Source organism: uncultured Aquabacterium sp. (assembly GCF_913773725.1).
GTDB lineage: Bacteria > Pseudomonadota > Gammaproteobacteria > Burkholderiales > Burkholderiaceae_C > Aquabacterium.
In genome coordinates this window covers 145,603-166,942 of sequence record NZ_CAJYGK010000115.1, presented here as the reverse complement: position 1 = coordinate 166,942, position 21,340 = coordinate 145,603, and the positions used below count along the sequence as shown (strand labels likewise).

The 21,340-nt window shown below is 68.4% G+C and carries 19 protein-coding genes and 1 riboswitch; of the genes, 12 read left to right on the top strand and 7 right to left on the bottom strand.

Going from position 1 to position 21,340, the window contains the following annotated elements:
- The first annotated feature begins 4 nt into the window (after window positions 1–4).
- The 3 genes from QZ709_RS14270 (at window position 5) to QZ709_RS14260 (ending at window position 2,720) form a co-directional block, all read left to right on the top strand.
- On the top strand, window positions 5–1,303 hold the full coding sequence (locus QZ709_RS14270) for a DEAD/DEAH box helicase (protein ID WP_294638022.1): 1,299 nt from the start codon (window positions 5–7) through the stop codon (window positions 1,301–1,303).
- 173 nt (window positions 1,304–1,476) lie between these two features.
- A complete protein-coding gene (locus QZ709_RS14265) occupies window positions 1,477–1,878 on the top strand; it encodes a hypothetical protein (RefSeq protein ID WP_366937179.1) in 402 nt (133 codons plus the stop codon).
- Between the two features lie 57 nt (window positions 1,879–1,935).
- A riboswitch (FMN riboswitch) is annotated at window positions 1,936–2,092 on the top strand.
- Window positions 2,093–2,213: 121 nt separating this feature from the next.
- A complete protein-coding gene (locus tag QZ709_RS14260; protein WP_294638021.1) occupies window positions 2,214–2,720 on the top strand; it encodes a 6,7-dimethyl-8-ribityllumazine synthase in 507 nt (168 codons plus the stop codon).
- 48 nt (window positions 2,721–2,768) lie between these two features.
- Here the strand turns inward: QZ709_RS14260 and QZ709_RS14255 are convergent, their stop codons facing one another.
- Together QZ709_RS14255 and QZ709_RS14250 are read right to left on the bottom strand one after the other, a co-directional pair.
- A complete protein-coding gene (locus tag QZ709_RS14255) occupies window positions 2,769–5,459 on the bottom strand; it encodes a bifunctional acetate--CoA ligase family protein/GNAT family N-acetyltransferase (protein WP_294638020.1) in 2,691 nt (896 codons plus the stop codon).
- Window positions 5,460–5,468: 9 nt separating this feature from the next.
- Window positions 5,469–6,395 carry a histone deacetylase family protein gene (locus QZ709_RS14250; protein WP_294638019.1) on the bottom strand — a complete coding sequence of 309 codons (927 nt, stop codon included), beginning with the start codon at window positions 6,393–6,395 and terminating at the stop codon, window positions 5,469–5,471.
- Between the two features lie 259 nt (window positions 6,396–6,654).
- On the opposite strand from QZ709_RS14250, the gene yiaY reads away from it, so the two are divergent.
- Complete coding sequence (yiaY, locus tag QZ709_RS14245) at window positions 6,655–7,806, top strand: L-threonine dehydrogenase (protein WP_294638018.1); 1,152 nt, start codon at window positions 6,655–6,657, stop codon at window positions 7,804–7,806.
- A gap of 4 nt (window positions 7,807–7,810) precedes the next feature.
- On the opposite strand, the gene QZ709_RS14240 is transcribed toward yiaY, so the two are convergent.
- The gene (locus QZ709_RS14240; protein ID WP_294638017.1) at window positions 7,811–10,117 is read right to left on the bottom strand and encodes an ATP-dependent DNA helicase; all 2,307 of its coding nucleotides are present in this window, start codon (window positions 10,115–10,117) and stop codon (window positions 7,811–7,813) included.
- Window positions 10,118–10,243: 126 nt separating this feature from the next.
- Here QZ709_RS14240 and QZ709_RS14235 point away from each other — a divergent pair, with 126 nt between their 5' ends.
- Genes QZ709_RS14235 through QZ709_RS14225 form a run of 3 tightly spaced genes read left to right on the top strand, consistent with a single transcriptional unit; the run spans window position 10,244 to window position 13,682 of the window.
- The gene (locus QZ709_RS14235) at window positions 10,244–11,752 is read left to right on the top strand and encodes a bifunctional aminoglycoside phosphotransferase/ATP-binding protein (protein WP_294638016.1); all 1,509 of its coding nucleotides are present in this window, start codon (window positions 10,244–10,246) and stop codon (window positions 11,750–11,752) included.
- Between the two features lie 52 nt (window positions 11,753–11,804).
- Window positions 11,805–12,356 carry a hypothetical protein gene (locus QZ709_RS14230; RefSeq protein WP_294638014.1) on the top strand — a complete coding sequence of 184 codons (552 nt, stop codon included), beginning with the start codon at window positions 11,805–11,807 and terminating at the stop codon, window positions 12,354–12,356.
- Between the two features lie 60 nt (window positions 12,357–12,416).
- Window positions 12,417–13,682, top strand: coding sequence for a cytochrome P450 (locus QZ709_RS14225; protein ID WP_294638013.1), 1,266 nt, complete (start codon window positions 12,417–12,419; stop codon window positions 13,680–13,682).
- A 49-nt stretch (window positions 13,683–13,731) separates the two neighbouring features.
- Here QZ709_RS14225 and QZ709_RS14220 read toward each other — a convergent pair whose 3' ends face one another.
- Both QZ709_RS14220 and QZ709_RS14215 read right to left on the bottom strand, forming a co-directional pair.
- Window positions 13,732–13,992, bottom strand: coding sequence for a hypothetical protein (locus tag QZ709_RS14220; RefSeq protein WP_294638012.1), 261 nt, complete (start codon window positions 13,990–13,992; stop codon window positions 13,732–13,734).
- 69 nt (window positions 13,993–14,061) lie between these two features.
- Window positions 14,062–14,937, bottom strand: a complete 876-nt coding sequence (locus tag QZ709_RS14215; RefSeq protein ID WP_294638011.1) for a MipA/OmpV family protein — start codon at window positions 14,935–14,937, stop codon at window positions 14,062–14,064.
- A gap of 153 nt (window positions 14,938–15,090) precedes the next feature.
- Between QZ709_RS14215 and QZ709_RS14210 the strand changes: the two genes are divergently transcribed.
- The 3 genes from QZ709_RS14210 to QZ709_RS14200 all read left to right on the top strand — a co-directional run bounded on the left by QZ709_RS14210 (window position 15,091) and on the right by QZ709_RS14200 (window position 16,558).
- Complete coding sequence (locus QZ709_RS14210) at window positions 15,091–15,693, top strand: YigZ family protein (protein ID WP_294638010.1); 603 nt, start codon at window positions 15,091–15,093, stop codon at window positions 15,691–15,693.
- Window positions 15,694–15,760: 67 nt separating this feature from the next.
- Window positions 15,761–16,012, top strand: a complete 252-nt coding sequence (locus QZ709_RS14205) for a DUF3297 family protein (RefSeq protein ID WP_294638008.1) — start codon at window positions 15,761–15,763, stop codon at window positions 16,010–16,012.
- 54 nt (window positions 16,013–16,066) lie between these two features.
- The gene (locus tag QZ709_RS14200) at window positions 16,067–16,558 is read left to right on the top strand and encodes a DUF2231 domain-containing protein (RefSeq protein ID WP_294638006.1); all 492 of its coding nucleotides are present in this window, start codon (window positions 16,067–16,069) and stop codon (window positions 16,556–16,558) included.
- A gap of 5 nt (window positions 16,559–16,563) precedes the next feature.
- Here QZ709_RS14200 and QZ709_RS14195 read toward each other — a convergent pair whose 3' ends face one another.
- On the bottom strand, window positions 16,564–19,581 hold the full coding sequence (locus QZ709_RS14195; protein ID WP_294638004.1) for an EAL domain-containing protein: 3,018 nt from the start codon (window positions 19,579–19,581) through the stop codon (window positions 16,564–16,566).
- Window positions 19,582–19,753: 172 nt separating this feature from the next.
- Window positions 19,754–20,380, bottom strand: coding sequence for a LysE family translocator (locus QZ709_RS14190; RefSeq protein ID WP_294638003.1), 627 nt, complete (start codon window positions 20,378–20,380; stop codon window positions 19,754–19,756).
- A gap of 391 nt (window positions 20,381–20,771) precedes the next feature.
- Between QZ709_RS14190 and QZ709_RS14185 the strand changes: the two genes are divergently transcribed.
- Together QZ709_RS14185 and infA are read left to right on the top strand one after the other, a co-directional pair.
- On the top strand, window positions 20,772–20,954 hold the full coding sequence (locus QZ709_RS14185) for a hypothetical protein (RefSeq protein WP_366937178.1): 183 nt from the start codon (window positions 20,772–20,774) through the stop codon (window positions 20,952–20,954).
- 37 nt (window positions 20,955–20,991) lie between these two features.
- Window positions 20,992–21,255 carry a translation initiation factor IF-1 gene (infA, locus tag QZ709_RS14180; protein WP_294638001.1) on the top strand — a complete coding sequence of 88 codons (264 nt, stop codon included), beginning with the start codon at window positions 20,992–20,994 and terminating at the stop codon, window positions 21,253–21,255.
- The last annotated feature ends 85 nt before the right edge of the window (window positions 21,256–21,340 follow it).

The following is a 21,340-nucleotide window of genomic DNA, read 5'->3' as shown; positions in this document are numbered from 1 at the left end:
CCGCATGACCTTTGCCGACCTGGCCCTGCCTGCCGCCCTGCTCAACGCCCTGAGCACCCAGGGGCTGACCGCTCCGACGCCGGTTCAGGCGGAGGCCATTCCGCCGCTGCTCGCGGGCCACGACCTGCTGGCCCAGGCCCAGACCGGATCGGGCAAAACGCTGGCCTACGCCCTGCCCCTGCTGGCACAGTGGCTCCACGCCGAGCGCCGCACGCCACGAAGCGTGCGAGGCCTGGTGCTGGTGCCGACCCGGGAGCTGGCCGACCAGGTGGGGCAGACCCTGGCGGGCCTGTGCGCCGACTGGCCGCAGCGGCCCAAGCTGGCCGTGGTGTATGGTGGCGTGTCCATCAACCCGCAGTTGATGCACCTGCGCGGCGGCGCCGACATCGTGATCGCCACGCCGGGGCGCCTGATCGACCTCGTGCAGCACCGCGCCCTGACGCTGGCCACCGTGGCCACGCTGGTCCTGGATGAGGCAGACCGCCTGCTGCAGCTGGGCTTTGCTGACGAACTGGCACAGATCCTGGCCTGGCTGCCTGCGCGCCGGCAGACCGCACTGCTGTCGGCCACGTTCCCGGATGCGGTGGACGAGTTGGCCCACGGGGTGCTGCACAGACCGCAGCGGGTGACGGTGGACACCACGCCCGAGACGCGGCCGGACATTCAGCAGCACGCGGTGGTGGTCGATGCCGATCGCCGCACCCAGTTGCTACGCCACCTGATCCAGGCCCGGCACGCCGAGGAGCGGGTGCTCGTTTTTGTGGCCAGCAAGTACGGCGCCGAACTGGTCGCGCACAAGCTGGCCCGCAACGGCGTGCGCGCGGCGGCCTTCCACGGCGAGCTGAGCCAGGGAACCCGGCGTGCGACGCTCGCCGCCCTGCGAGACGGCAGCCTGCAGGTGGTCGTGGCCACCGACGTGGCCGCCCGGGGCATCGACATCGCCCGTCTGCCCGTGGTGGTCAACTTCGACCTGCCGCGCTCACCGGCCGACCACATTCACCGCATCGGCCGAACGGGCCGCGCGGGGGAGGCGGGCACCGCCTACAGCTTCGTGCCGCCCGAAGCCGAATCCCACTTCCGCCTGATCGAGAAGCGGCAGGGCCTGCGGGTGCCACGGGAAACCGTGGAAGGGTTCGAGCCCCGCCCGGAGATCCACGCGCCGGACGCCCCGGATGCTCGCGCGCCCCTTGATCCCAACGGAGGCATCAAGGGCCGGCGCAAAAGCAAGAAGGACAAACTGCGCGAGCAGGCCGCCCAGGCCGCCCCCGCCGCCGCCAACCGACCCCGCTCGCACAAGGGCTGAAGCCTGGCCGGCGCAGCGGACCGCATCCGCCTGCGCACAATGAGGTCCCGGAACGGTGCGCCCGCCCGGGCCTGCGCCGTGGCATGCGTTTGTGCCGACGGACGCGGGTATTTCTCGGCTTTGCAAGCGGCGCCAGCTTGGCACCATGGAAGCCATCGGCCAGGAGGTGCCCCATGACCTGTCCCCGTTCAGACACCCCGCCGCCCTCGTTGAGCGGCCGCACCGTCGGCGTGATGACGGACGACACCGTGCGGCCGGTTCTGCCTTTCCGGCAGCTGCTGTACCGCTACTGGTTCTTCGGCTGGCTGTTCCGCGATGTCAACCGGCCCAATCTGTTCGAGCGCGCCGCGGCCTGGCGCCACAACCAGCAGCAGGTGCGCTGGCTGCCCACGTACCTGCGCCGCTGGGCGGTGTACACGGTGCTGTGCTTCGGCATGGCGGTGGTGGTCGAGCACGGCTTCAGCGCCCAGTTGCTGTCGGCGGTGTTCTACGTGCAGGCCGTGCTGGGCATCACCTACAACGCCGTGACCTCGGTGCTGCTGCTGGGGCTGAAGCTGATGCCTGGCCCCATGTGAGCACGCCCGAGCCCGCGCCTTTACAATGCCGCTTGCCCGGTTCTTGCGGATCGGGCAGAGCGTTCTCAGGGCGGGGTGGAATTCCCCACCGGCGGTAGGAGGCCTTCGGGCCTCGAGCCCGCGAGCGCCTCGCGCGGCTTCGGCCGCATGAGGGTCAGCAGACCTGGTCAGATGCCAGGGCCGACGGTCACAGTCCGGATGAAAGAGAGCGCGATCCCTGCCCCACTGGACGGGCGCGGATGCGTGCGCCTTCGCGGGTGCGCGGGCCTGCGCCTGCCTAGTGGGGTGGGTTGTCGTGCGCCCTGATTTCTGGACCCGTTGTCGTTTCACGAGCCATGAATCAGTCTGACCTTCCCTCTTCCCTTCCTGCTGCTGGCACGCTGCCGCAGCGCCCCCGCGTGGCCCTGATCCAGGCCAGCTGGCACGCCGAGATCGTCGGCCAGGCCCGCGAAGGCTTCCTCGCCGAACTGGCCCACCTGGGCTGCGCCACGGATGGCGTGCAGGTGTTCACCGTGCCCGGCGCCTTCGAGATCCCGCTGCATGCCAAGAAACTGGCCGCCTCCGGCCGCTTCGACGCCATCGTGGCCACGGGCCTGGTGGTCGACGGCGGCATCTACCGGCACGATTTCGTGGCCACGGCCGTGATCGACGGCCTGATGCGCGTGCAGTTGGACACCGAGGTGCCGGTGTTTTCGGTGGTGCTCACGCCGCACCACTTCCACGAGCACGACCAGCACCATCGCTACTTCCACACGCACTTCGTGACCAAGGGCGCCGAAGCCGCGCGGGCCTGCGTGGCCACCCTGGCCAGCCTGCAGCAGGTGGCCACGGTCACGGCCTGACGCCTCAGCGGGGGCGCCACGTGCGGCCCCTGCCTTGCGCCACGCCCGTCACAGGGCGTGCGTCACCAGCTTGAAGTCGGGGTCGTCCGGATAGGACTTGACCGTGAACCCGAGGCTGCGCATCAGGCGCAGCATGCTGTCGTTGTTGGCCAGCACCAGGCCCTGGATCTCCGACAAGCCGCGCTCGCGGGCCACGTCCATGATGCTCTCCATCAGGCGTGAGCCCAGTCCCTTGCCCCCGAAATCGTCGGCCACCACCAGCGAGAACTCGCACGTGGTCTGGTCGGGGTTGGTGATGTAGCGCGACACCCCGATCACGCGTTCGCGCTCGGTGATCTCGCCCTGCTCATCGGCATGGCGCTCCTTGTAGACGGCCACCAGGGCCATCTCGCGGTCGTAGTCGATCAGCGTGAACTTCGCCAGCATGGCCGGCGGCAGCTCGGTCATCGACGACACGAAGCGGAAGTAGCGGCTCTCGGGCGAGAGGTTGTGCACCAGCTCCTGCAGCATCTGTGCATCGGCCGTGTGGATGGGGCGCACGGTGTACTCGCCGCCGCCGCGCATCGGCCAGATCTGCTCGAAACGCGCCGGGTACGGCAGGATGGGCAGGTGGCCATAGGCGTTGGCACGGCCGCCGATGGCCTGCGGTGCGCTGTCGATCACGATGCGGGCGTCCACCGCCACCGCGCCATGCTCGTCGATGATGATGGGGTTGATGTCCATCTCGCGCAGCTGCGGCAGCTCGCACACCATCTCCGACACCCGCAGCAGCACCTGCTCGAGCACCTCGCGGTCGACGGCGCTCGCACCGCGCCACTCGCCCAATGTCTCGGCCACCCGCGAGCGGTCGATCAGACGGCGGGCCAGGTACTGGTTCAGCGGCGGCAGCTCCATGGCCCGGTCGTTGATCAGCTCGATCATCGTGCCGCCGGCACCGAACGCGATCACCGGCCCGAAGGGGTCGTCGGTGACCACACCGATGTAGATCTCGCGGCCGCGGCGCGCGCGCGCCATCTGCTGCACCGTCACGCCGTTGATGCGTGCCTTGGGCTGCAGGTGGCTCACGCGCTCCATCATGTCGTTGTAGGCGTCCCGCACCGCGGTGCCGCTCATGATGTTCAACGCCACGCCCTGCACGTCGGACTTGTGGCTGATGTCGGGCGAGTCGATCTTGAGCGCCACCGGGAAGCCCATCTGCGTGGCGATCATCATGGCCTCGTGCGCGCTGCGGGCCAGGATGGTTTCGGTGACCGGGATGTGGAAGGCCGACAGCAGCGTCTTCGACTCCATCTCGGTCAGCACCTTGCGGCGCTCGGCCAGCACGCTTTCGATCACCAGGCGCGCGCCCTCGATGTCGGGCTTGGCCAGCGTGGTCAGCGGCGGCGGGGTCTGTTGCAGCAGCAGCTGGTTCTGATAGAACTGCGACAGGTTGCCGAAGGCGCCGACTCCGGCTTCGGGCGTACGGAAGCTGGGGATGCTGGCATCGTTGAGCGCCACACGGGCCTCGCCCACCGACGCATCGCCCATCCAGCACGACAGCAGCGGCTTGGCAATGGTGGCCTTGCAGCGCGCCACGGCCTGGGCCACGGCCAATGCGTCCCCGCCGACCTTGGGCGAGTAGATCACCAGCAGGCCGTCGATGGTGTGGTCGTGGTTGGCGGCCTGGATGGCCGCCTCGTAGTGCTCGGGGCCGGCATCTTCCGACAGGTCGATCAGGTCGGCCAGCGAGGCCAGCTCGGGCAGCTGCGGGCGCAGGGCCGCGGCGGCCTCGGGCGACAGGCGGCCGAGCTGCAGGTCGATTTCGTTGACCCAGTCGGCGGCCAGCACGCCGGGCCCGCCGCCATTGGTGACGATGGCCAGACGCTTGCCCACCGGCCGGTAACGCGAGGCCAGGCACTTGGCGGCCGAGAACAGCTCGACAAACGACTTCACGCGCACGGCGCCCGCTCGGCGCAGGGCCGCGTCGAACACGTCGTCGCTGCCCACGATGGCGCTGCTGTGGGTCTGGGCGGCCTCGTTGCCTTCCGGACGGCGGCCGGATTTCAGCACCAGCACCGGCTTGGCGCTGGCCGCCGATCGCAGCGCGCTCATGAAGCGGCGGGCATCCGAGATGCCCTCCATGTAGACGAGGATGCTTTTGGTGTGCGGGTCGCTCGCGAGGAAATCGAGCGTTTCCGCCAGGCCCACGCTGGTGTGCGGCCCGACCGACACGACCGACGAGAAGCCCACGGCATTCTTCTCGGCCCAGTCCAGCATGGACGCGGTCAGCGAGCCCGACTGCGACACCAGGGCCAGCGGGCCGGCGTCGGCGAGGGCGCCAATGGCGCCGGCGTTCAGGCCGAGCACCGGGCGCTGGAAGCCCAGGCAGTTCGGCCCGAGGAGGTACAGGCCCTCCCGCCGGGCCAGGCGATGCAGTTCGGCTGCCTGCTCGGCCCCGATTCCACTGGAGAGCACCATCACCGTGCGGCACGCCATGCGCGCCGCCAACTCCATCGCCGGGGCGATCTCGGCCGGCGGCAGCGCGATCATCGCGAGATCGGCCTTGACCTGCGCCAGATCGGCCAGCGTGCCGCTGGTCTGCGTGTCGACGAACTGCAGGCTGCCCTGGTAGCGCTGGGCCTTCAAGGCCGCGAGCAGGGCCCGTGCATGGGGCGACAGGGTCTCCGGCTCGCCGGTCTGACCGGCGAAGACGACGATGGAGCGTGGGGCGAAAAGCGGGGTGAGGTAGTGCTGGTCCATGTGCAGGGGTCAGTCCGCACCGATCAAGGCCTTGACGTGTGCGGCTGCCGAACGGGCCAGAGGGCTGAGCACGTAGCCGCCCTCCAGACAGGAGATGACACGCCCCTGGCAATGGCGTTTGGCCACGGCCACGAGCTGCTGCGTGACCCACTCGTAATCGGCTTCGACCAGGCCCAGGTTGCCCATGTCGTCTTCGCGATGGGCGTCAAAGCCAGCGGAGATGTAGATGAGTTGCGGGCGGAAGGCATCGAGGGCCGGAATCCAGTGGGTCGATACGGCATCGCGGAAGGCATCGCTGCCCGACCGCGTCGGCAAGCCCACGTTGACCATGTTCGGGCCGGTCGCGTTCTCGCCATTGAAAGGATAGAGCCCTTTTTCAAAAATGGAACACATCAGCACGCGCGCGTCACCGCGGAAGATGTCTTCGCTGCCGTTGCCGTGATGCACATCAAAATCGATCAGGGCCACCCGCTCCAGCCCGTGCACGTCCAGCGCATGGCGGATGCCGACCGCCACGTTGTTGAAGAAGCAGAACCCCATGGCGGCCGCGCGCTCGGCATGGTGGCCGGGCGGCCGCACGGCACAGAACGCGGCGGGCACCTCGCCGGCCAGCACCAGATCGGTGGCCTGCACGGCGGCCCCGGCGGCGCGCAGGGCAGCCTTCAGGGTGTGCTGGCACATGCTGGTGTCCGGGTCGACCTGCAGGTGCCCGTCGGTGGGGGCCTTGGCCATCAGCTCCTGCACATACAGGCTGGAGTGGGCGCGGCCCAGTTGCTCCTCGGTGGCCAGCGGGGCGTCGTAAGGCAGCATGTAATCCAGCAGCCCCTTGACGAGCAGGTGGTCGTTGATGGCCCCGAGCCGTTCGGGGCACTCGGGATGTTGAGGCCCCATCTCGTGACGGGCGCAGTCGGCGTGCGTGATGTAGGCAGCCAGCATGAAAGTCTCCTCTGGGCCGTCTGAAGCGGCTCCTTGCCGGTTCAGTTTAGGAGCGCCACCCCGAAACGCAATGCCTCAAATTGACACATCGCGGCCCGACCGCAGCAGCAGGCTGCGCTGGATCAAATCCCCTGCATCCCGGGACGCCACACCCCCTTTTGTGATCGCGTTCACACCTGCGCCAGGTCAAAGCCCTGCTGGAAGCCGGCCGCTATGGTCGCCCCCATCAACCACTGACCACCGTCACACGGAGCGCCGCATGAGCACCACCACCTTCTTCATTCCCAGCGTCAACCTGATGGGCCGCGGCTGCCTGAAAGACGCCGTACAGCAGATCGCCGAGCGCGGCTGGCGCAAGGTGCTGGTGGTGACCGACGCACCGCTGGTGCGCACCGGGCTGGTGGGACAGGTGACGGAGTTGCTCGGCGTCCATGGTGTGACCTCGGTCGTGTTCGACCACGTCAAGCCCAACCCCAACGTGGCCAACGTGGAAGACGGCCTGGCGCTGCTGCAAAGCAGTGGCTGCGATGCCGTGATCTCGCTCGGCGGGGGGTCGCCGCATGACTGCGCCAAGGCGATCGCGCTCGTGGCGGCCAACGGCGGCCGCATCACCGATTACGAGGGTGTCGACAAGTCGGCCAAGCCGCAGCTGCCGCTGGTGGCGATCAACACCACGGCCGGCACGGCCAGCGAGATGACGCGCTTTTGCATCATCACCGACGACAACCGCCACGTGAAGATGGCCATCGTGGACAAGCACACGACGCCGGTGATGTCGGTCAACGACCCCGAGCTGATGGCCGGCATGCCCGCCTCGCTGACCGCTGCCACCGGCATGGACGCGCTGACGCACGCGATCGAAGCCTATGTGTCCACCGCTGCCACCCCCATCACCGACGCCTGCGCGCTGCAGGCCATCACGCTGGTGGGACGCCACCTGCGTCAGGCCGTGCGTCATGGCGACGACCTGATCGCCCGGGAACAGATGGCCTACGCGCAGTTCCTGGCCGGCATGGCCTTCAACAACGCGTTACTCGGCTATGTGCACGCCATGGCTCACCAGCTGGGCGGCTTCTATGACCTGCCGCACGGCGTGTGCAACGCCATCCTGCTGCCGCACGTGCAGGCCTTCAATGCCCGGGCGGCGGCCCGCCGGCTCGCGGATGTGGGCCAGGCACTGGGCGTGGATGTGCGCGGGCTCGATGCCCAGGCCGGGGCAGACTGTGCCCTGCAGGCCATCCGCGAACTGGCCCGCGACGTGGGCATTCCGTCCGGCACGGCGGAACTGGGCGCCAAGGAAGCCGACATCCCCACGCTCGCGCTGAACGCGATGAAGGATGCATGCGGTGTCACCAACCCGGTCCAGCCCACGCTGGAAGAGGTCTGCGCGATCTACCGCGCCGCGCTGTGAACGCTCAGGCGCGCTGAACGCGCCACCACGCCGGCAGCAGGCGCTGCACGGCCGGTCGGCCGTAGCGGTCGTCCATCAGCACGACCACGCCCTGGTCGGCGGGCGTGCGGATGACACGCCCCGCCGCCTGCACCACCTTCTGGATGCCCGGATGGAGGTAGACGGCGTCGTGGCCCTGGCCCGCACCGAGCAAGGCATCCAGCCGCTCACGCACGGCTTCGTTGACGGGGTTGACTTGGGCCAGCCCCAGTGTGGCGATGAAGGCGCCGATCAGCCGGCGGCCAGGCAAGTCCACCCCTTCCGCAAACGCACCACCCAGCACGGCAAAGCCGATGCCGTGCCCTTCGGGCTGGAAGCGCTGCAGGAACGCGGCCTGATCGGCCTCCGTCATGCGGCGGGCCTGGCGCCACACGGGCACGTCCGGATGGGCCTGCTCGAAGGCATACGCCACCTGTTGCAGGTAATCGTGGCTGCTGAAAAAGGCAAGGTGGTTGCCCGGATGGGCCCGAAACACCTCGTGCATCACGGCGATGATGCCCGGCAGGGAAGTTTGTCGGTCCTTCCAGCGCGTGCTCAACCGGGTGGTGACCGTCACCTGCAGCTGCTCGGCCGAGAACGGTGTGGGCACATCGATCACCACCGTGTCCGGTGGCAGACCGAGCAGGCTCAGATGGTGAGCGGGTGGCTGCAGCGTGGCCGAGAACAGTGTGACCGTGCGGGCCGCCGCGAAGCGCGGCGCCAGGTACGGTGCCGGCAGCACGTTGCGCAAGGTCACGACCGTGTTGCGCCGCGCCGCGGTGCTGCCCGGCTCCAGGCCCAGGTCCACCATGGCGTGGGGGCCATGGGTCTCGGCCAGGCGGGTGAAGCCGAGCGCATCCAGGTAAAAGCGCTGCAGCAGCGGCTCCACCTCGGTGGGGTGATCGGCCTGCCAGGCGCCGATGTCGGCCACGGTCTGCTGCAGCGCCTTCAGCCAGCGCACCGGAAGATCAGGCAGCACCCGCCACACCACGGGTTCACCGCTCGTGGGCGCCTCGTCGGCACCCAGCACCCGACTGACCTCGGCCCACGCCCGCTGCAGGCGCGCCAGCGACGACGTCAGCGCAGGGGGCGCCTGGGTCTTGAGGCCACGCAGCGCCGCCTGTGACAAGGCCATGGTGTACATGCCGCGGGCCCGGTCGATCAGGTTGTGCGCCTCGTCGACCAGCACCCCCACCTGCCATGCTTCGGTCGCGGTCAAGGCGTGCAGCAGGGCATGCTGATCGAACCAGTAGTGGTAATCGCCCACGACGGCATCCGCCCAGCGAACCAGCTCCTGAGTCAGGTAATAGGGGCAGATGCCATGCTGCAAGGCCACAGCACGCACCGCCTCGCGGTCCATCAGCGGCAGCTCCACGGCTGCCTGGCGCGCGGCGGCAAGCCGGTCATAGAACCCCCGCGCCAGCGGGCAGGATTCGCCATGGCAGGCCTTGTCCGGGTGCTCGCACGCCTTGTCGCGCGCCACCAGTTCGAGCACGCGCAGGCGGCCGGTGCCGTCCGGGGGCTGCAACGAGCCCAGCGCGTCGATGAACAGGGCCTTGCCCGCGCTCTTGGCACTCAGCGCAAAGACCTTGTCCAGGCCTTGCCCCGGCATCGCCTTGAGCAGCGGAAACAGTGTGCCCACGGTCTTGCCGATGCCCGTCGGCGCCTGGGCGAGCAGGCAGCGCCCGCGCACGGCCGCACGGTAGACCGCCTCCGCCAGCTCCCGCTGGCCGACACGGAATTCACCATGGGGAAAGCGCAGCTGCTGAAGGGCTGCATCCCGCGCCTGGCGGTGGGCGGCTTCCTGCGCGGCCCAGGCCGCGAACCGGCCCACCTGGTCGTGCAACGCCGCCTGCAGGGCTGCGGCACTCGCGCGCTCCAGCAGAACTGTTTCCTGCTGCGTGCCCACGTCCACATACACCAGCGCCAGCTCAAGCTCATCCAGGCCCAGCTCCATGCACAACAGCGCGCCGTACACGTGCAACTGTGCCCGGTGCAAGGCGCGGTGGTGCGCGGGCTGGTCTTCGAGCCGCCCCTTGTGGGTCTTGATTTCCTCGACCCGCAGCCGGGCTGCATCCCAGCCATCGATGCGGCCGCGAACCCGCACATCGCCCACCGTGGCGCTGACCGGGCGCTCGGCCTGCCAGCCGGCGCCCCGGCGGGCGGCCACCAGGGCGTGCCCTTCCATGCCCTCCAGCGCCGTGGGGGCAGGCGTGAAGCGCAGATCGAGATCGCCTGTTCGGGCCGTGAACGCGCACAGGGCGCGCACCGCGACGGTGTAGGCCGGGGTCATGGGGCGGACAGGGCCTCGTCGCCGCGCCCCGCGTCCAGCGGGCCATTCGGCATGGGTAGAAGGACGGGCTGCATGTCGACGACGAGTGTACAGTCGGCCATCACCCCGTGAACAGGAGGAGGATGGATGCACGGCCCCTCACCCGATGCCCGGAACGACCCAGCCCTGGCGCAGGCTCGCCACATGGTGCTCGCCTTGCAATACCGCCTGCAGGCCCGACTGATCGAGACACACATCTCCTGGGTGCTGCTGGACGGCGTGCACGCCTGGAAGATCAAGAAGCCGGTGCATCTGCCCTTCCTGGATGCGCGGGATGTGGCCACGCGGCGCATGCTGTGCGAAGCGGAATGCGCACTGAACCGGCGCCTGGCGCCTTCACTGTATCTGCGGGTCGCAGCCATCTCAGGCTCATTCGATGAGCCCGAACTGGACGGCGCGGGGGCCGTTCTTGACCACGCCCTCTGCATGCGGCAGTTCCCGGACGAGGGGCTGTGGTCGAACCGCGTGGCGCAGGGCCTCCTGACCCTGCCCGAGGTCGACCGCCTGGCTCACCGTCTGGCGAGCTTTCATCAGGCCGCACCCTCGGCCCCACCCGATTCACCATGGGGCACGCCAGCCCGGCGTCTTGCCACCTGGCAGGGCACACTCGACGGCCTCGCCACACAGCCGGAGATGGCCCGCCGTGACAGCCTGGCCACGGTCACGGCCTGGCTCAGCGCCGAAGCAGAGCGCCTTCCGCCCTTCTGGCAGGCTCGGCACGACACCGGCCACATCCGTGAAGGCCATGGCGACCTGCACCTGGCCAACCTGCTGACCCTGCCGGACGGCGAGGTCACGGCCTTCGATTGCATCGAGTTCGATCCGGCCCTGCGCTGGCTCGATCCGATCAGCGACATCGCCTTTGCGGTGATGGACCTGGCAGCCCACGGCCGTGCCGATGCCGCGTGGCGGCTGCTCAATGGCTGGCTCGATCACACAGGCGACCACGCAGGCGTCCCGGGCCTGCGGGCCGAGCTGGTGCACCGGGCCGCCGTACGCGCTCTGGTGGGCGGCCTGAGCGCCCCGCCGCTGGCTTCATCCACGCACGGGCCTGATTACCTTGACGCGGCTCGGCGGTTCACCCTCGGCACGCCGCCCTCTTTGACCATCACGCATGGTCTGTCGGGATCCGGCAAGAGCCACGCATCCCAGCGGCTGCTGCAGGCCTCCGGGGCGATCCGGCTGCGGGCCGATGTCGAGCGCAAGCGCCTGTTCGGCTTGTCGGCGCAGGCTCGCTCGGCCGACCACATTCCCGGCGGCATCTACTCGGCCGACGCGAGCCAGCGTACCTATGCCGCCCTGCTGCACCACGCCGAGCACCTGCTGCAGGCAGGATGGCCGGTCGTTCTGGATGCGGCCTTTCTCAGGCGGGCCGAACGCACCGCGGCCCGGGCGCTCGCGCAGCGGCTGAAGCTGCCCTTCGGCATCCTGCACTGCGAAGCGCCCACCGAGGTGCTGCAGGCCCGCCTTGCCCAGCGCGCCGCAGAAGGCCTTGACCCCTCGGAGGCCGATGCCTCTGTGCTGGCCCGGCAAGGTCAGTGGATCGAACCGCTCGATGACGATGAACGCGCCTGCGTGACGCCCATGCCCGCCTGACCCCACCCCCGTGGGCATGCTGCTTGCCCTTCTCGGCCAGGAGGACACGATCATGCAATGGCAGAAGGCCCTGTTCGGAGAACGTTCGCTCACCAAGGTGGCCGGTCTGTTCGTGGACCGCGCCAGTGCTGAAACCGCCGCATCGCAGTTGCTCGATGGCGCGGGCTTCGCCCCGGCGCAGGTGCGCCTGCTGGGCCCCGAGGTCGGCAACCTGCAGGACCGGGATCTGCTGGCACGACAGGTCGAGCCCGAGCAAGGCGGCATCTGGCGCACCATCCTCAGGGCCCACCTCACCATGGGCTTGCTGGGCCTGGTAGCCGGCACGCTGCTGTTCGCCGGCTGGTGGCTCAGCGGCGATGCGGCCATCCGCACGACGCCGGGCATGGCCTGGGTCAGCATGGCGGGCTTCGGTGCCACCTTCGGCCTCCTGCTGGGCGGCCTGTTGGCCATGCGCCCCGATCACGGCCGGGTCATCAGCCGCGTTCGCCGCGCGCTGCGACTCGGCCGGTGGGCGGTCGTCGTTCACCCCGTGAGCGCCGAGCAGACCCAGCTGGCTCTGACCCGACTGCGCCCCATCAGCCTGAGGGTGGTGCGCAGCTTCTGACACGGAGGCCAAGGCGGCACACCGGTTGCCGCAAGGGCGGACACCTTGACGCCGCCCGACATGACCGACACCCGCTCTATTCCCCGCCTGCCTGCCCGAGACAGCACGCTGGCCCTGCTGGCCGACCCCTACCGCTTCATCGGCCGCCAGGCTGCTGCACTGAGCAGCGACGTGTTCGAGGCGGGCATCTTCCTGCAACCTGCGCTCTGCCTGACAGGTACCGAAGCGGCAAGCCTGTTTTACGACGACACCCGCTTCATCCGCCACAACGCCGCGCCGGAACCGCTGGTGGCCACGCTGTTCGGCCGCGGCGGCGTGCAGGCGCTGGACGACGCAGCCCACCGGCACCGCAAGGCACTGTTCCTCGACGTGCTGCGGCCTGAACGCCAACTGCGCCTGGTGGAGCTGGTGCGCCGCGAATGGCAAGCTGCGCTGCACGACTGGACACTCTCGCCGCCCTTTCCGCTGTATGCCGCCCTGCAACCCATCCTGACCCGGGCCGTGTGCCAATGGGCGGGTGTGCCGCTGGCCGATGACGACGTGCCCGCTCGGTCACGCCAGCTGGTACGCCTGTTCGACAGCGCCGCTTCAGGGCCAGTGCGCCATGTGCTCGCCAGGCGGGCCCGGCATCAAACCGAAGCGTGGCTCACCCGGCTGATCGAGGCCGCTCGCCGCGGTCACACGCGTCTATCGGTCGACACCGCGGCGCATGCCGTGAGCACGCATGTGGACATGGAAGGCCGACCGCTGCCTGTCGGGGTCGCGGCGGTCGAGCTGCTCAATGTGCTGAGGCCGGTGGTGGCCGTCTCTGTCTACATGACGTTCGTGGCCCATGCACTGCACGCTCACCGCGAATGGCGTCAGCGTCTGGGCTCGGAGCCGGATCCGCGCGCTGCGATGGCCTTCGTGCAGGAGGTGCGGCGGCACTACCCCTTCTTTCCGGCGGTGGCCGCCCGCGTGCGCACGGACTTCGCGTGGCAGGGGATGTCCTTCCGTGCCGGACAACGGGCGCTGTTCGACCTGTACGGCACGAACCACGACGCCCGGGCGTGGCCGGGCCCGGACACCTTCTCACCGGAGCGCTGGCTGGACGGCACCATCGATCCCCGGGCTTTTGTGCCACAGGGAGGCGGGGATGTGGCGCTGCAGCACCGCTGCCCGGGTGAGGACACTGCCGGCCGCCTGATGCGGCTGGCGCTGGACATCTTGCTGCAAAGCTTGCGTTACGAGGTGCCGTCGTCGCAGCGGCTGGCCCCCGATCTGAGCCGACTGCCGGCGGTGCCGCGCGACGGCTTCGTCATCGAGCGGGTGCGGCGCATTGCCTGAAGCCCGCTCCGCCGGCCGATCGGCGTAGGCCATCGGCCGGCCTTGGCGATCAGCGTTGCTGCTGATTGCGGCCCTCGGACGAGCGCTCGATGCTGTCCTGCGAAGAGCCCTGCGAGGACCCTTGCTGGCCGCCCTGGTCCTGCCCCTGTTGGCGCTGGCCCGGCGTGCTCTGCTGTTGCTGACCCGACTGCGGGCCTTGCTGGCCCTGCTGACCGGGCTGCTTGCTCTGGCCGCTTTGCTGCAGCTGCTGATCCGGGTTGCCTTGCTGGCCCTGAGTGCGGTTCATGTCATTGCGATTCTGCTCAGCCATGATGGTTCTCCTGAACGCGGCGCCGGCGGAATTGCCGGCATCGAAGACCGGCAACCCGCATGCCCGCGCTCAGTCGTTGCCTTCGCGGCCGGAGCGCAACCAGGTGTAGGTGAAGCCCACGCCCACGGTACCGCCCGTGGTGCGCTTGATCAGAGGGCTGTCCTCATTGGCCGCGCCCGTCACCGAATCCATGCGGGCAAAGCCGAACACGCGCCAATCGGTTCCCAAGGGGCGTGACATCGATGCGCCCAGACGCCACGCCACCAGCCCCGCATTGGCCTGATAGGCCGGACGCCAGGGCTGGGCCTCCGAAGGCGCCACCTCGTAGAAGGTGGCGGCCAGGCGCCGGTCGGCAAACACGGCACCCACGCTCGCCCCGTACATCCAGCCGCCGGCCGTGCGACGCTCGAAGCGCAGCTCAGGTTCAAACGCCATGCCGCGGTGGGCGGCCCCATCGCTCAGGTCGAACACCCCGCGCACCGGCAGGTCCAGGCGCCAGCGCCCACCCCCCGGCCCCTCGCCCAGAAACCACTTCAACCGCGGCCCGAACTCGACCAGCGTGCCCAGGTCCCGCATGCCTCGTCGGGCATCGATGTCTTCCGAACGCGACCCGAACGACGCTGCGAACCCCACGTCCAGCTCGTAGTTCTGCGTCCGCACGGCCCGCAGGCCGGCCGTCTCCCGGTCGGCACGCAGAAAGCGGCCTCGGTACACCAGATAGGGCAGCACCAGACCGCGGCGCACCTGCTGGTCCGATCCCGGATAGGCCTGCTGCGACACGCCGATGCCCGCGGCCCCGAACTCCCACAGCGGCCTCAAACCCGACCCGCTCACGGTGTCGCCCCCGGTACCCGCCACGGACTGTGCGTGGGCAGGAACCAGCAGGGCGAGTGCCAGCGTCAGGCCGCCCAGCAGACAGGGTGCCGGCGGTAAAGCTCTTCTCATGGTGTCTCCGATGTGTCGTTAGGCCGCCTTGAAGGCGCGAGAAAGGCTGGACAATGCCGACTCTGCCGCCGCGAAGGGGGTCGCCCGGCAAAACCCATTCTCACGCCAGGGATTCGCGCAAGCCCAGTGTGCCGCGCCCTGCTTTCGCCGTCCATGCGACAGACACTGCTCGGTCCTGCCCACAGCGACCTGTTGATCAAGAAGAGCCGCTTCATCGGCTGCGTTCAACCCGCGGCCGACCGTGCGCAGGCGCAACAGATCGTGGCCAGCCTGCGCGCCGAGCACCCCGACGCCACCCACGTGTGCTGGGCGTTGCTGGCCGGCGGCCAATCCGCCGCAGTCGACGACGGCGAGCCCGGGGGGACGGCGGGACGCCCCATGCTCGACGTGTTGCGCCACCAGCACCTGGAAGGCGTCCTGGCCACCGTGGTGCGGTACTACGGCGGCGTCAAACTGGGTGCGGGCGGCCTGGTGAGGGCGTACACCGATGCGGTCGCGCAGGCACTGCTCCGTGCCGAGAAGGTGGCCCTGGTGAAACAGCACACGCTGCGCTGCAGCGTGCCCTATGCGCTGGAAGGCCTGCTCCGCCGCGAACTCGAGCTGGCAGGTGCCGCGCTGCAGGAGGTGCAACATGGCGAGCTGGTTCGTGCCACGTTCAGCCTGCCCGAAGACCGCGCTGCAGCGCTCCAGGCCCGCCTAGACGATGCGTGCCGGGGCCGACTCACGTGGCTGGACACGGAGGGCCCGCCGTCCTGAGCCGGGAACGGCCTACACTGAGCGCCCTTCCCCTGTTCAACCCTTGTTGCCACTCTTCGGCTTGACCATGAGCGACTCTTCCGCAGAACGCCCCGCCCTTCCCGACCACCTGTCGATCGATCCGCGCAGCCCTCACCATGACCGTGCCGTGCTCTCGCACGACATCGGCATCCGCTTCAACGACAAGGACCGGCACGACGTCGAGGAATACTGCATCAGCGAAGGCTGGATCAAGGTGGCAGCCGGCAAGACCGTCGACCGCAAGGGCCGCCCCCTGCTGATCAAGCTCAAAGGCAAGGTCGAGGTGTTCTACCGCTGACGGGCATGGGGTTTGCCGCCACCGGAAAGGTCCAACACCTTCCGGGACGGCATCATGGAAGCACGCGTGAAACTGCTGGGGCACCCCGTGCACCAGATGCTCGTCGTTTTCCCTTTGGGCCTGCTCGGCGCGTCGGTGGTGTTCGACATCCTGTACTGGTGGCTGGATCACCCCATCATGATCGAAGTGGCCTTCTGGACCATGGCCGGCGGCGTGCTCGCCGGGCTGGTGGCCGCCCCCTTCGGCGTCCTGGACTGGCTCGCCATCCCGAAGGGATCCCGGGCACGCCATATCGGCCGGCTCCACGGGCTGGGCAACGTGATCGTCATCCTGTTGTTCGGCGGAAGCTGGCTGTTGCGCTCGCAGGCCGAGGACCATGTCAGCCTGACCGCCACAGCGCTGTCGCTTGGCGGTGTTGCCCTGGCACTGGTCACGGCCTGGCTGGGCGGCGAGCTGGTCAGCCGACTCGGCATCGGCGTATCGGAGCAGGCGTGCGTGGATGCCCCGAGCTCACTCGATGAGCCTCACCCCAACGGCCTTCGCTGAAGGCGTCACGCCAGGGCTTCCGCACCAGCCTGATCCAGAAAGGCCTCCAGCTCGGCCACCGGCAAAGGCCGGCTGAACAGATAGCCCTGGTAGGCCAGGCACCCTTGACGGGCCAGGAAATCGCGCTGCTCCGCCGTTTCCACGCCCTCGGCGATCACGCTCAGACCCAGACTTTCCGCCAGCACGATGACCATGCGGGAGATGGCCGCATCGTTCGGGTCCACCAGAATGTCTCGCACAAATCCCTGGTCGATCTTGAGCTGGTCGAGCGGCAGCCGCTTCAGATACGCCAGCGAGGAATAGCCTGTGCCGAAATCGTCCAGCGAGAACCGCACACCGGTGGCTTTGAGCGCCTCCATCTTGGCGATCATGCCCTCCACCTCGGTCACCAGCGAACTCTCGGTCAGTTCGAGCTTCAGTCTGGCGGGGTTGGCGCCCGTCTGGGCCAGCACATCCAGCACCATGGTGACGAAATCCGGCTGACGGAACTGCCGCGCGCTCACGTTGACGGCGATCGACAGCTCGGCACGGTCGGGCTGCGTGGCCCAGTCGGCCAGTTGCAGACAGGCCGTCTGCAGCACCCACCGGCCCAGGGGCACGATCACGCCGTTGTCCTCGGCCACCGGGATGAAGGCGGCAGGCGACACCAGCCCGCGCTCCGGATGCCGCCAGCGCACCAGCGCCTCGACACCCAGGATGCGCCCGTCGGAGGCCACCTGGGGCTGGTACTGCAGGAAGAACTGCCCCTTCTCGATGGCCTCCCACAAGCCCGCGTCCAGCTCGGCTCGCGCCCGGATGTCGGCCTGCATCTGCGGGTCGAAGAAGCGCAGGTCGTTGCGCCCGGCCACTTTGGCCTGGTACATGGCCAGATCGGCCCGCTTCAAAGGCTCGTTGACGCTCTCGTTCGGGTCGTAGCCAAACAGCGTGACCCCGATGCTGGCCGAGCACCGGTGCTCGGAATGCCCCAACTGGTAAGTGCGGTGCAGGGCGTGCAGGATGCGCTGTCCGACTGCTTCGGCCTTCTGTGCTGCTTCCAGATCGTGGGTGCCCAGCTCCTCCAGCATCACGATGAACTCGTCGCCACCGAGGCGCGCCACGGTGTCGTGCTCGTCCACACAGTGCAGCAACAAGCCCGCCACCTGCTCCAGCAGGCGATCGCCCTCATGGTGCCCCACGGTGTCGTTCACGGATTTGAAGTTGTCCAGGTCCACGAACAACAAGGCGCCCTTGCTGCGATGGCGATGACATTCACGCAGGGCACGCTCCAGCCGCTCCATCAGCAGGCGCCGGTTCGGCAGGCGGGTCAGGGGATCGAAGAAGGCCAGCTGGCGCACCTGCTCTTCCGAGGATTTGCGCGAGGTGATGTCGATGAACGTCGCCACGTAGTGCGTCACCTCGCCTGCCTCGTCCTTGACGGCACCGATCGAGAGCGCCTGCGGGTACACCTCGCCGCTCTTGCGCCGGTTCCAGATCTCGCCCTGCCAGGATCCCTGGGTGCGCAACTGGTGCCACATGGCCGCGTAGAACGCCGCGTCGTGCCGTCCCGACGCAAACAGCCGGGGCGTGCGACCGACCACCTCTTCGGGCAGGAAGCCCGTCACCTCTGTGAAGGCCGCGTTCACCCGCAGGATGACCTGCTCACGGTCTGCGATGAGCATGCCGACCTGCGACTCGAACGCCGTGGCCGCAATCCGCTGTGCCTGCTCCGCCTGCTTGCGCTCGGTGATGTCACGGGCCGAGGTGAACACCACACGCCGCCCCTCGAGCAGCAGCGGACACGAGGTGATCTCGACCGGGTAGGTTCGCCCGCTGCTGTCCCGGTGCACGGACTCGAAGGTGTGCACCGCACTGGACGCATGCACCAGCGCGATCTTCTGGCGGATCTCTTCTTCGTTGAGCACGGCCTCCCACTCCGCCACCTTCATTCCGATGACGCGCTCGCGCGGCAGGCCGAGCATGCGACAGAACGCGTCGCTGGCCTCGATGACGAAGCCCTGTTCATCGACAATGTGGATGCCATCACTGGCGTGGCGCAACAGGATCTCGCTGCGCCGCGTGGCCCGCTCCTGTGCCGCCATGACGAACCACAGCAGCCCCCCTGCACACAGCGTCACCACGAAGAATGTGGCAGAAAGCATGACGGCCTTGCGCACGTCCACGCGCCACTGGGCCAGGTAGTCTTCCTCGCCCAGCCCCACCACGACGAAAGCCGGCATCAGCGACAGTTTGCGGTAGGCATCGATGCGGTTGATGCCATCGGCCGTGTTGTCGCTGTAGAAGGTGGCCGTCGGCACACCGGCATTCACGATCGCGGTCACCTCGCGCGAACCGCCCCTGGCGCCCGTGCGGCCCGCCGCGGCATCCAGCGGTGGCACCCGGGCAATCAGTGCGCGATCCATGTCCCGCATCAGCGCGATCCCGCGGGGGCCCAACTGCAAGCCGGACAAGAGCTTCTCGAAATGGCTGGCCGGCACCGCTGCCGTGATCACACCCGCAAAGGCGCCGCCTGGATGGTTGTACCGGCGAGAAAACACCACCACCCAGCGCTTGTTGATGCGGCCCTCCAGCAGCTTGCTGCTGACCAGCCCACGCCCGGGCTCGCGGCTGTGGATGCCGAAGAACTCGCGGTCGCCGTAGCTCACATGGATGGCCGGCGTGACGCCATGGCCGAACAGCACCGTCCCCCGCGCGTCGGTCACCCGGATCTCGGCCACCTGCGACAACCAGTTCTCGTGGGACGACAACATCGCCACACGCTCAGGCTTGTGCCCAAAACGGCCTTCGCGCAGGTCCTGCTCGAGTTCAGCCTGGATCTGCGTCAGCGACAGGTTGATTTCACGGATGTGACCCGTGACCGACTGGTCCAGCAAGAGCGCCAGGTTCTCGACCGTGGTGCGGACCTCCTGCTCCTTGCGCATCTTCGAGGCATTGAGCGCGTACCCGAACAGGCCCGCCACGAAGAGGTTCAGCACCACGACCGTCCCGATCAGGGCGAACAGAACGGCTTTCTTCTTCTGGTGCATGGGGGGACTGCAAAAACAGGACGATGAGCTGAGCAAGGCGCGGCGCCTGACACACACCGACTTCCGCGTATTCGGCCATTGTTCCCGTCAAATGAAGCCCAGTCGGCCCGACACCCCCCGAAGCAGACCATTTCGCGACAGATTCACCAAGAACGGGCTCTTTCGACTTGGATCATCGGACAAGCAACAGCCGCGCGCCCAGCCCGATGAACAAGGCCCCTGCCGCCCGGTCGAGCCACGCCCCGGCGCGCGGGCGTCGCTGCAGCCAACGCCCGATCGCGCCAGCGAACAGGGCCAGCAGCCCGAACAGCACCGCAGCCTGCACGGTGAACAACACCCCGAGCACCGCCATCTGGCCGGCCACCTGGCCCTGCGCCGGCACCACGAACTGCGGCAGGAACGACAAGAAGAACAGGACCACTTTCGGGTTCACCGCATTGGCGACGACGCCGCGCAGCAGCAAGGCGCCCAGGGCGGCGTCGGGCTGCCCCGAATCGGCAGCGCGCACCCCGCCGCGGCTGCGCAGGCTTTGCACGCCCAACCACACCAGATAGGCGCCTCCCACGATGCGCAGCAGGGTGAAGGCCACCGGTGAAGCAGCAATCAGCGCACTCACCCCCAGCACGGCCAGCACCGTGTGGCTCAGGCAGCCCAGTGCGCACCCCAATCCGAACACCGCCCCTTGAAGACGCCCCTTCGACATGCCCATGCCCAGCACCATGAGGTTGTCGGGCCCGGGCGCCGCCGTGATGGCGACGGCCGCCAGCAGAAAGCCGAAGATCTGTTCAGGGGTCAGCATCCGACGATGCTAGCAGGGTCATCCTTTCGGCTGACAGAAACATCAGCACGATTCGGCGAACGCTGTTATCATGGTCTCAGCTTGCTGCAGTCTCGCTTACCTCCGCAGCAGCCGTCGCACTGCGGTCGCCCTTGCACCGCATCCTCGGCAGAGCCGGTCCTCTCACGCGATCCGCCTGCCCTCCCAGGCAAGCTTCGTCTGGCTCATCGATCCCGTCGCCCCTTGCGGCCACCGACGAGATCCTGATCTGTTTCCATCACGGTCCGAACGACGGACGTACCTCGTCGCCACCGGTCCATTGCGCGCGGAATGCTGCGTGCACCCGTTGACCTCACACTTGATTTCTCCTGACTCTCACACCTGCACGGTGGGCCGATACCGGCTTTCTCCCGTGACCCGACAGACGGACTGCGGCCGCTTCGCCGCCTCCCTGTCCATTTGCAGTGGTCACGGTTCCGGCACGCATGACCGCGTGTTCCGGTTTACCCCTTTGTTTCCCACCCCGCAAGCCGCCGCGCAGTACGCGCTCGCGCAGGGCATGGGCTACCTCCAGCAACCCGCGCTGCCCGCGTGACGCGGCAACGCCACCCCCATTCGAAAGGAATTCGCCCATGGCCAAAGAAGAACTGATTGAAATGCGCGGACAGGTGGACGAAGTGCTGCCCGACTCCCGCTTTCGCGTGACGCTGGAGAACGGTCACAGCCTCATCGCCTACACCGGAGGCAAGATGCGCAAACACCGTATCCGCATCCTGGCGGGCGACAAAGTCTCTCTCGAGCTGTCGCCCTACGACCTGAACAAGGGCCGTATCACCTTCCGACACCTTGAGCCGCGCAGTGGCGGCGCTCCGTCGGCACCGCGCCGCCGGTTCTGACCCCCACGCCGGTCTCCGGCATTCCACTGAAACCCCATGCCAGCCGGGTCACCCGACTCCAGCGGCATTTCACTGACATTGAAAG

What these genes read in the sequence shown, in the direction of transcription:
- QZ709_RS14210 (WP_294638010.1), top strand. Translation starts at nt 15,091, where the DNA reads ATGCGACAGACACTGCTCGGTCCTGCCCACAGCGACCTGTTGATCAAG.
- infA (WP_294638001.1), top strand. Translation starts at nt 20,992, where the DNA reads ATGGCCAAAGAAGAACTGATTGAAATGCGCGGACAGGTGGACGAAGTG.
- QZ709_RS14200 (WP_294638006.1), top strand. Translation starts at nt 16,067, where the DNA reads ATGGAAGCACGCGTGAAACTGCTGGGGCACCCCGTGCACCAGATGCTC.
- QZ709_RS14205 (WP_294638008.1), top strand. Translation starts at nt 15,761, where the DNA reads ATGAGCGACTCTTCCGCAGAACGCCCCGCCCTTCCCGACCACCTGTCG.
- QZ709_RS14265 (WP_366937179.1), top strand. Translation starts at nt 1,477, where the DNA reads ATGACCTGTCCCCGTTCAGACACCCCGCCGCCCTCGTTGAGCGGCCGC.
- QZ709_RS14240 (WP_294638017.1), bottom strand. Translation starts at nt 10,117, where the DNA reads ATGACCCCGGCCTACACCGTCGCGGTGCGCGCCCTGTGCGCGTTCACG.
- yiaY (WP_294638018.1), top strand. Translation starts at nt 6,655, where the DNA reads ATGAGCACCACCACCTTCTTCATTCCCAGCGTCAACCTGATGGGCCGC.
- QZ709_RS14255 (WP_294638020.1), bottom strand. Translation starts at nt 5,459, where the DNA reads ATGGACCAGCACTACCTCACCCCGCTTTTCGCCCCACGCTCCATCGTC.
- QZ709_RS14260 (WP_294638021.1), top strand. Translation starts at nt 2,214, where the DNA reads ATGAATCAGTCTGACCTTCCCTCTTCCCTTCCTGCTGCTGGCACGCTG.
- QZ709_RS14220 (WP_294638012.1), bottom strand. Translation starts at nt 13,992, where the DNA reads ATGGCTGAGCAGAATCGCAATGACATGAACCGCACTCAGGGCCAGCAA.
- QZ709_RS14235 (WP_294638016.1), top strand. Translation starts at nt 10,244, where the DNA reads ATGCACGGCCCCTCACCCGATGCCCGGAACGACCCAGCCCTGGCGCAG.
- QZ709_RS14190 (WP_294638003.1), bottom strand. Translation starts at nt 20,380, where the DNA reads ATGCTGACCCCTGAACAGATCTTCGGCTTTCTGCTGGCGGCCGTCGCC.
- QZ709_RS14225 (WP_294638013.1), top strand. Translation starts at nt 12,417, where the DNA reads ATGACCGACACCCGCTCTATTCCCCGCCTGCCTGCCCGAGACAGCACG.
- QZ709_RS14270 (WP_294638022.1), top strand. Translation starts at nt 5, where the DNA reads ATGACCTTTGCCGACCTGGCCCTGCCTGCCGCCCTGCTCAACGCCCTG.
- QZ709_RS14195 (WP_294638004.1), bottom strand. Translation starts at nt 19,581, where the DNA reads ATGCACCAGAAGAAGAAAGCCGTTCTGTTCGCCCTGATCGGGACGGTC.
- QZ709_RS14230 (WP_294638014.1), top strand. Translation starts at nt 11,805, where the DNA reads ATGCAATGGCAGAAGGCCCTGTTCGGAGAACGTTCGCTCACCAAGGTG.
- QZ709_RS14215 (WP_294638011.1), bottom strand. Translation starts at nt 14,937, where the DNA reads ATGAGAAGAGCTTTACCGCCGGCACCCTGTCTGCTGGGCGGCCTGACG.
- QZ709_RS14250 (WP_294638019.1), bottom strand. Translation starts at nt 6,395, where the DNA reads ATGCTGGCTGCCTACATCACGCACGCCGACTGCGCCCGTCACGAGATG.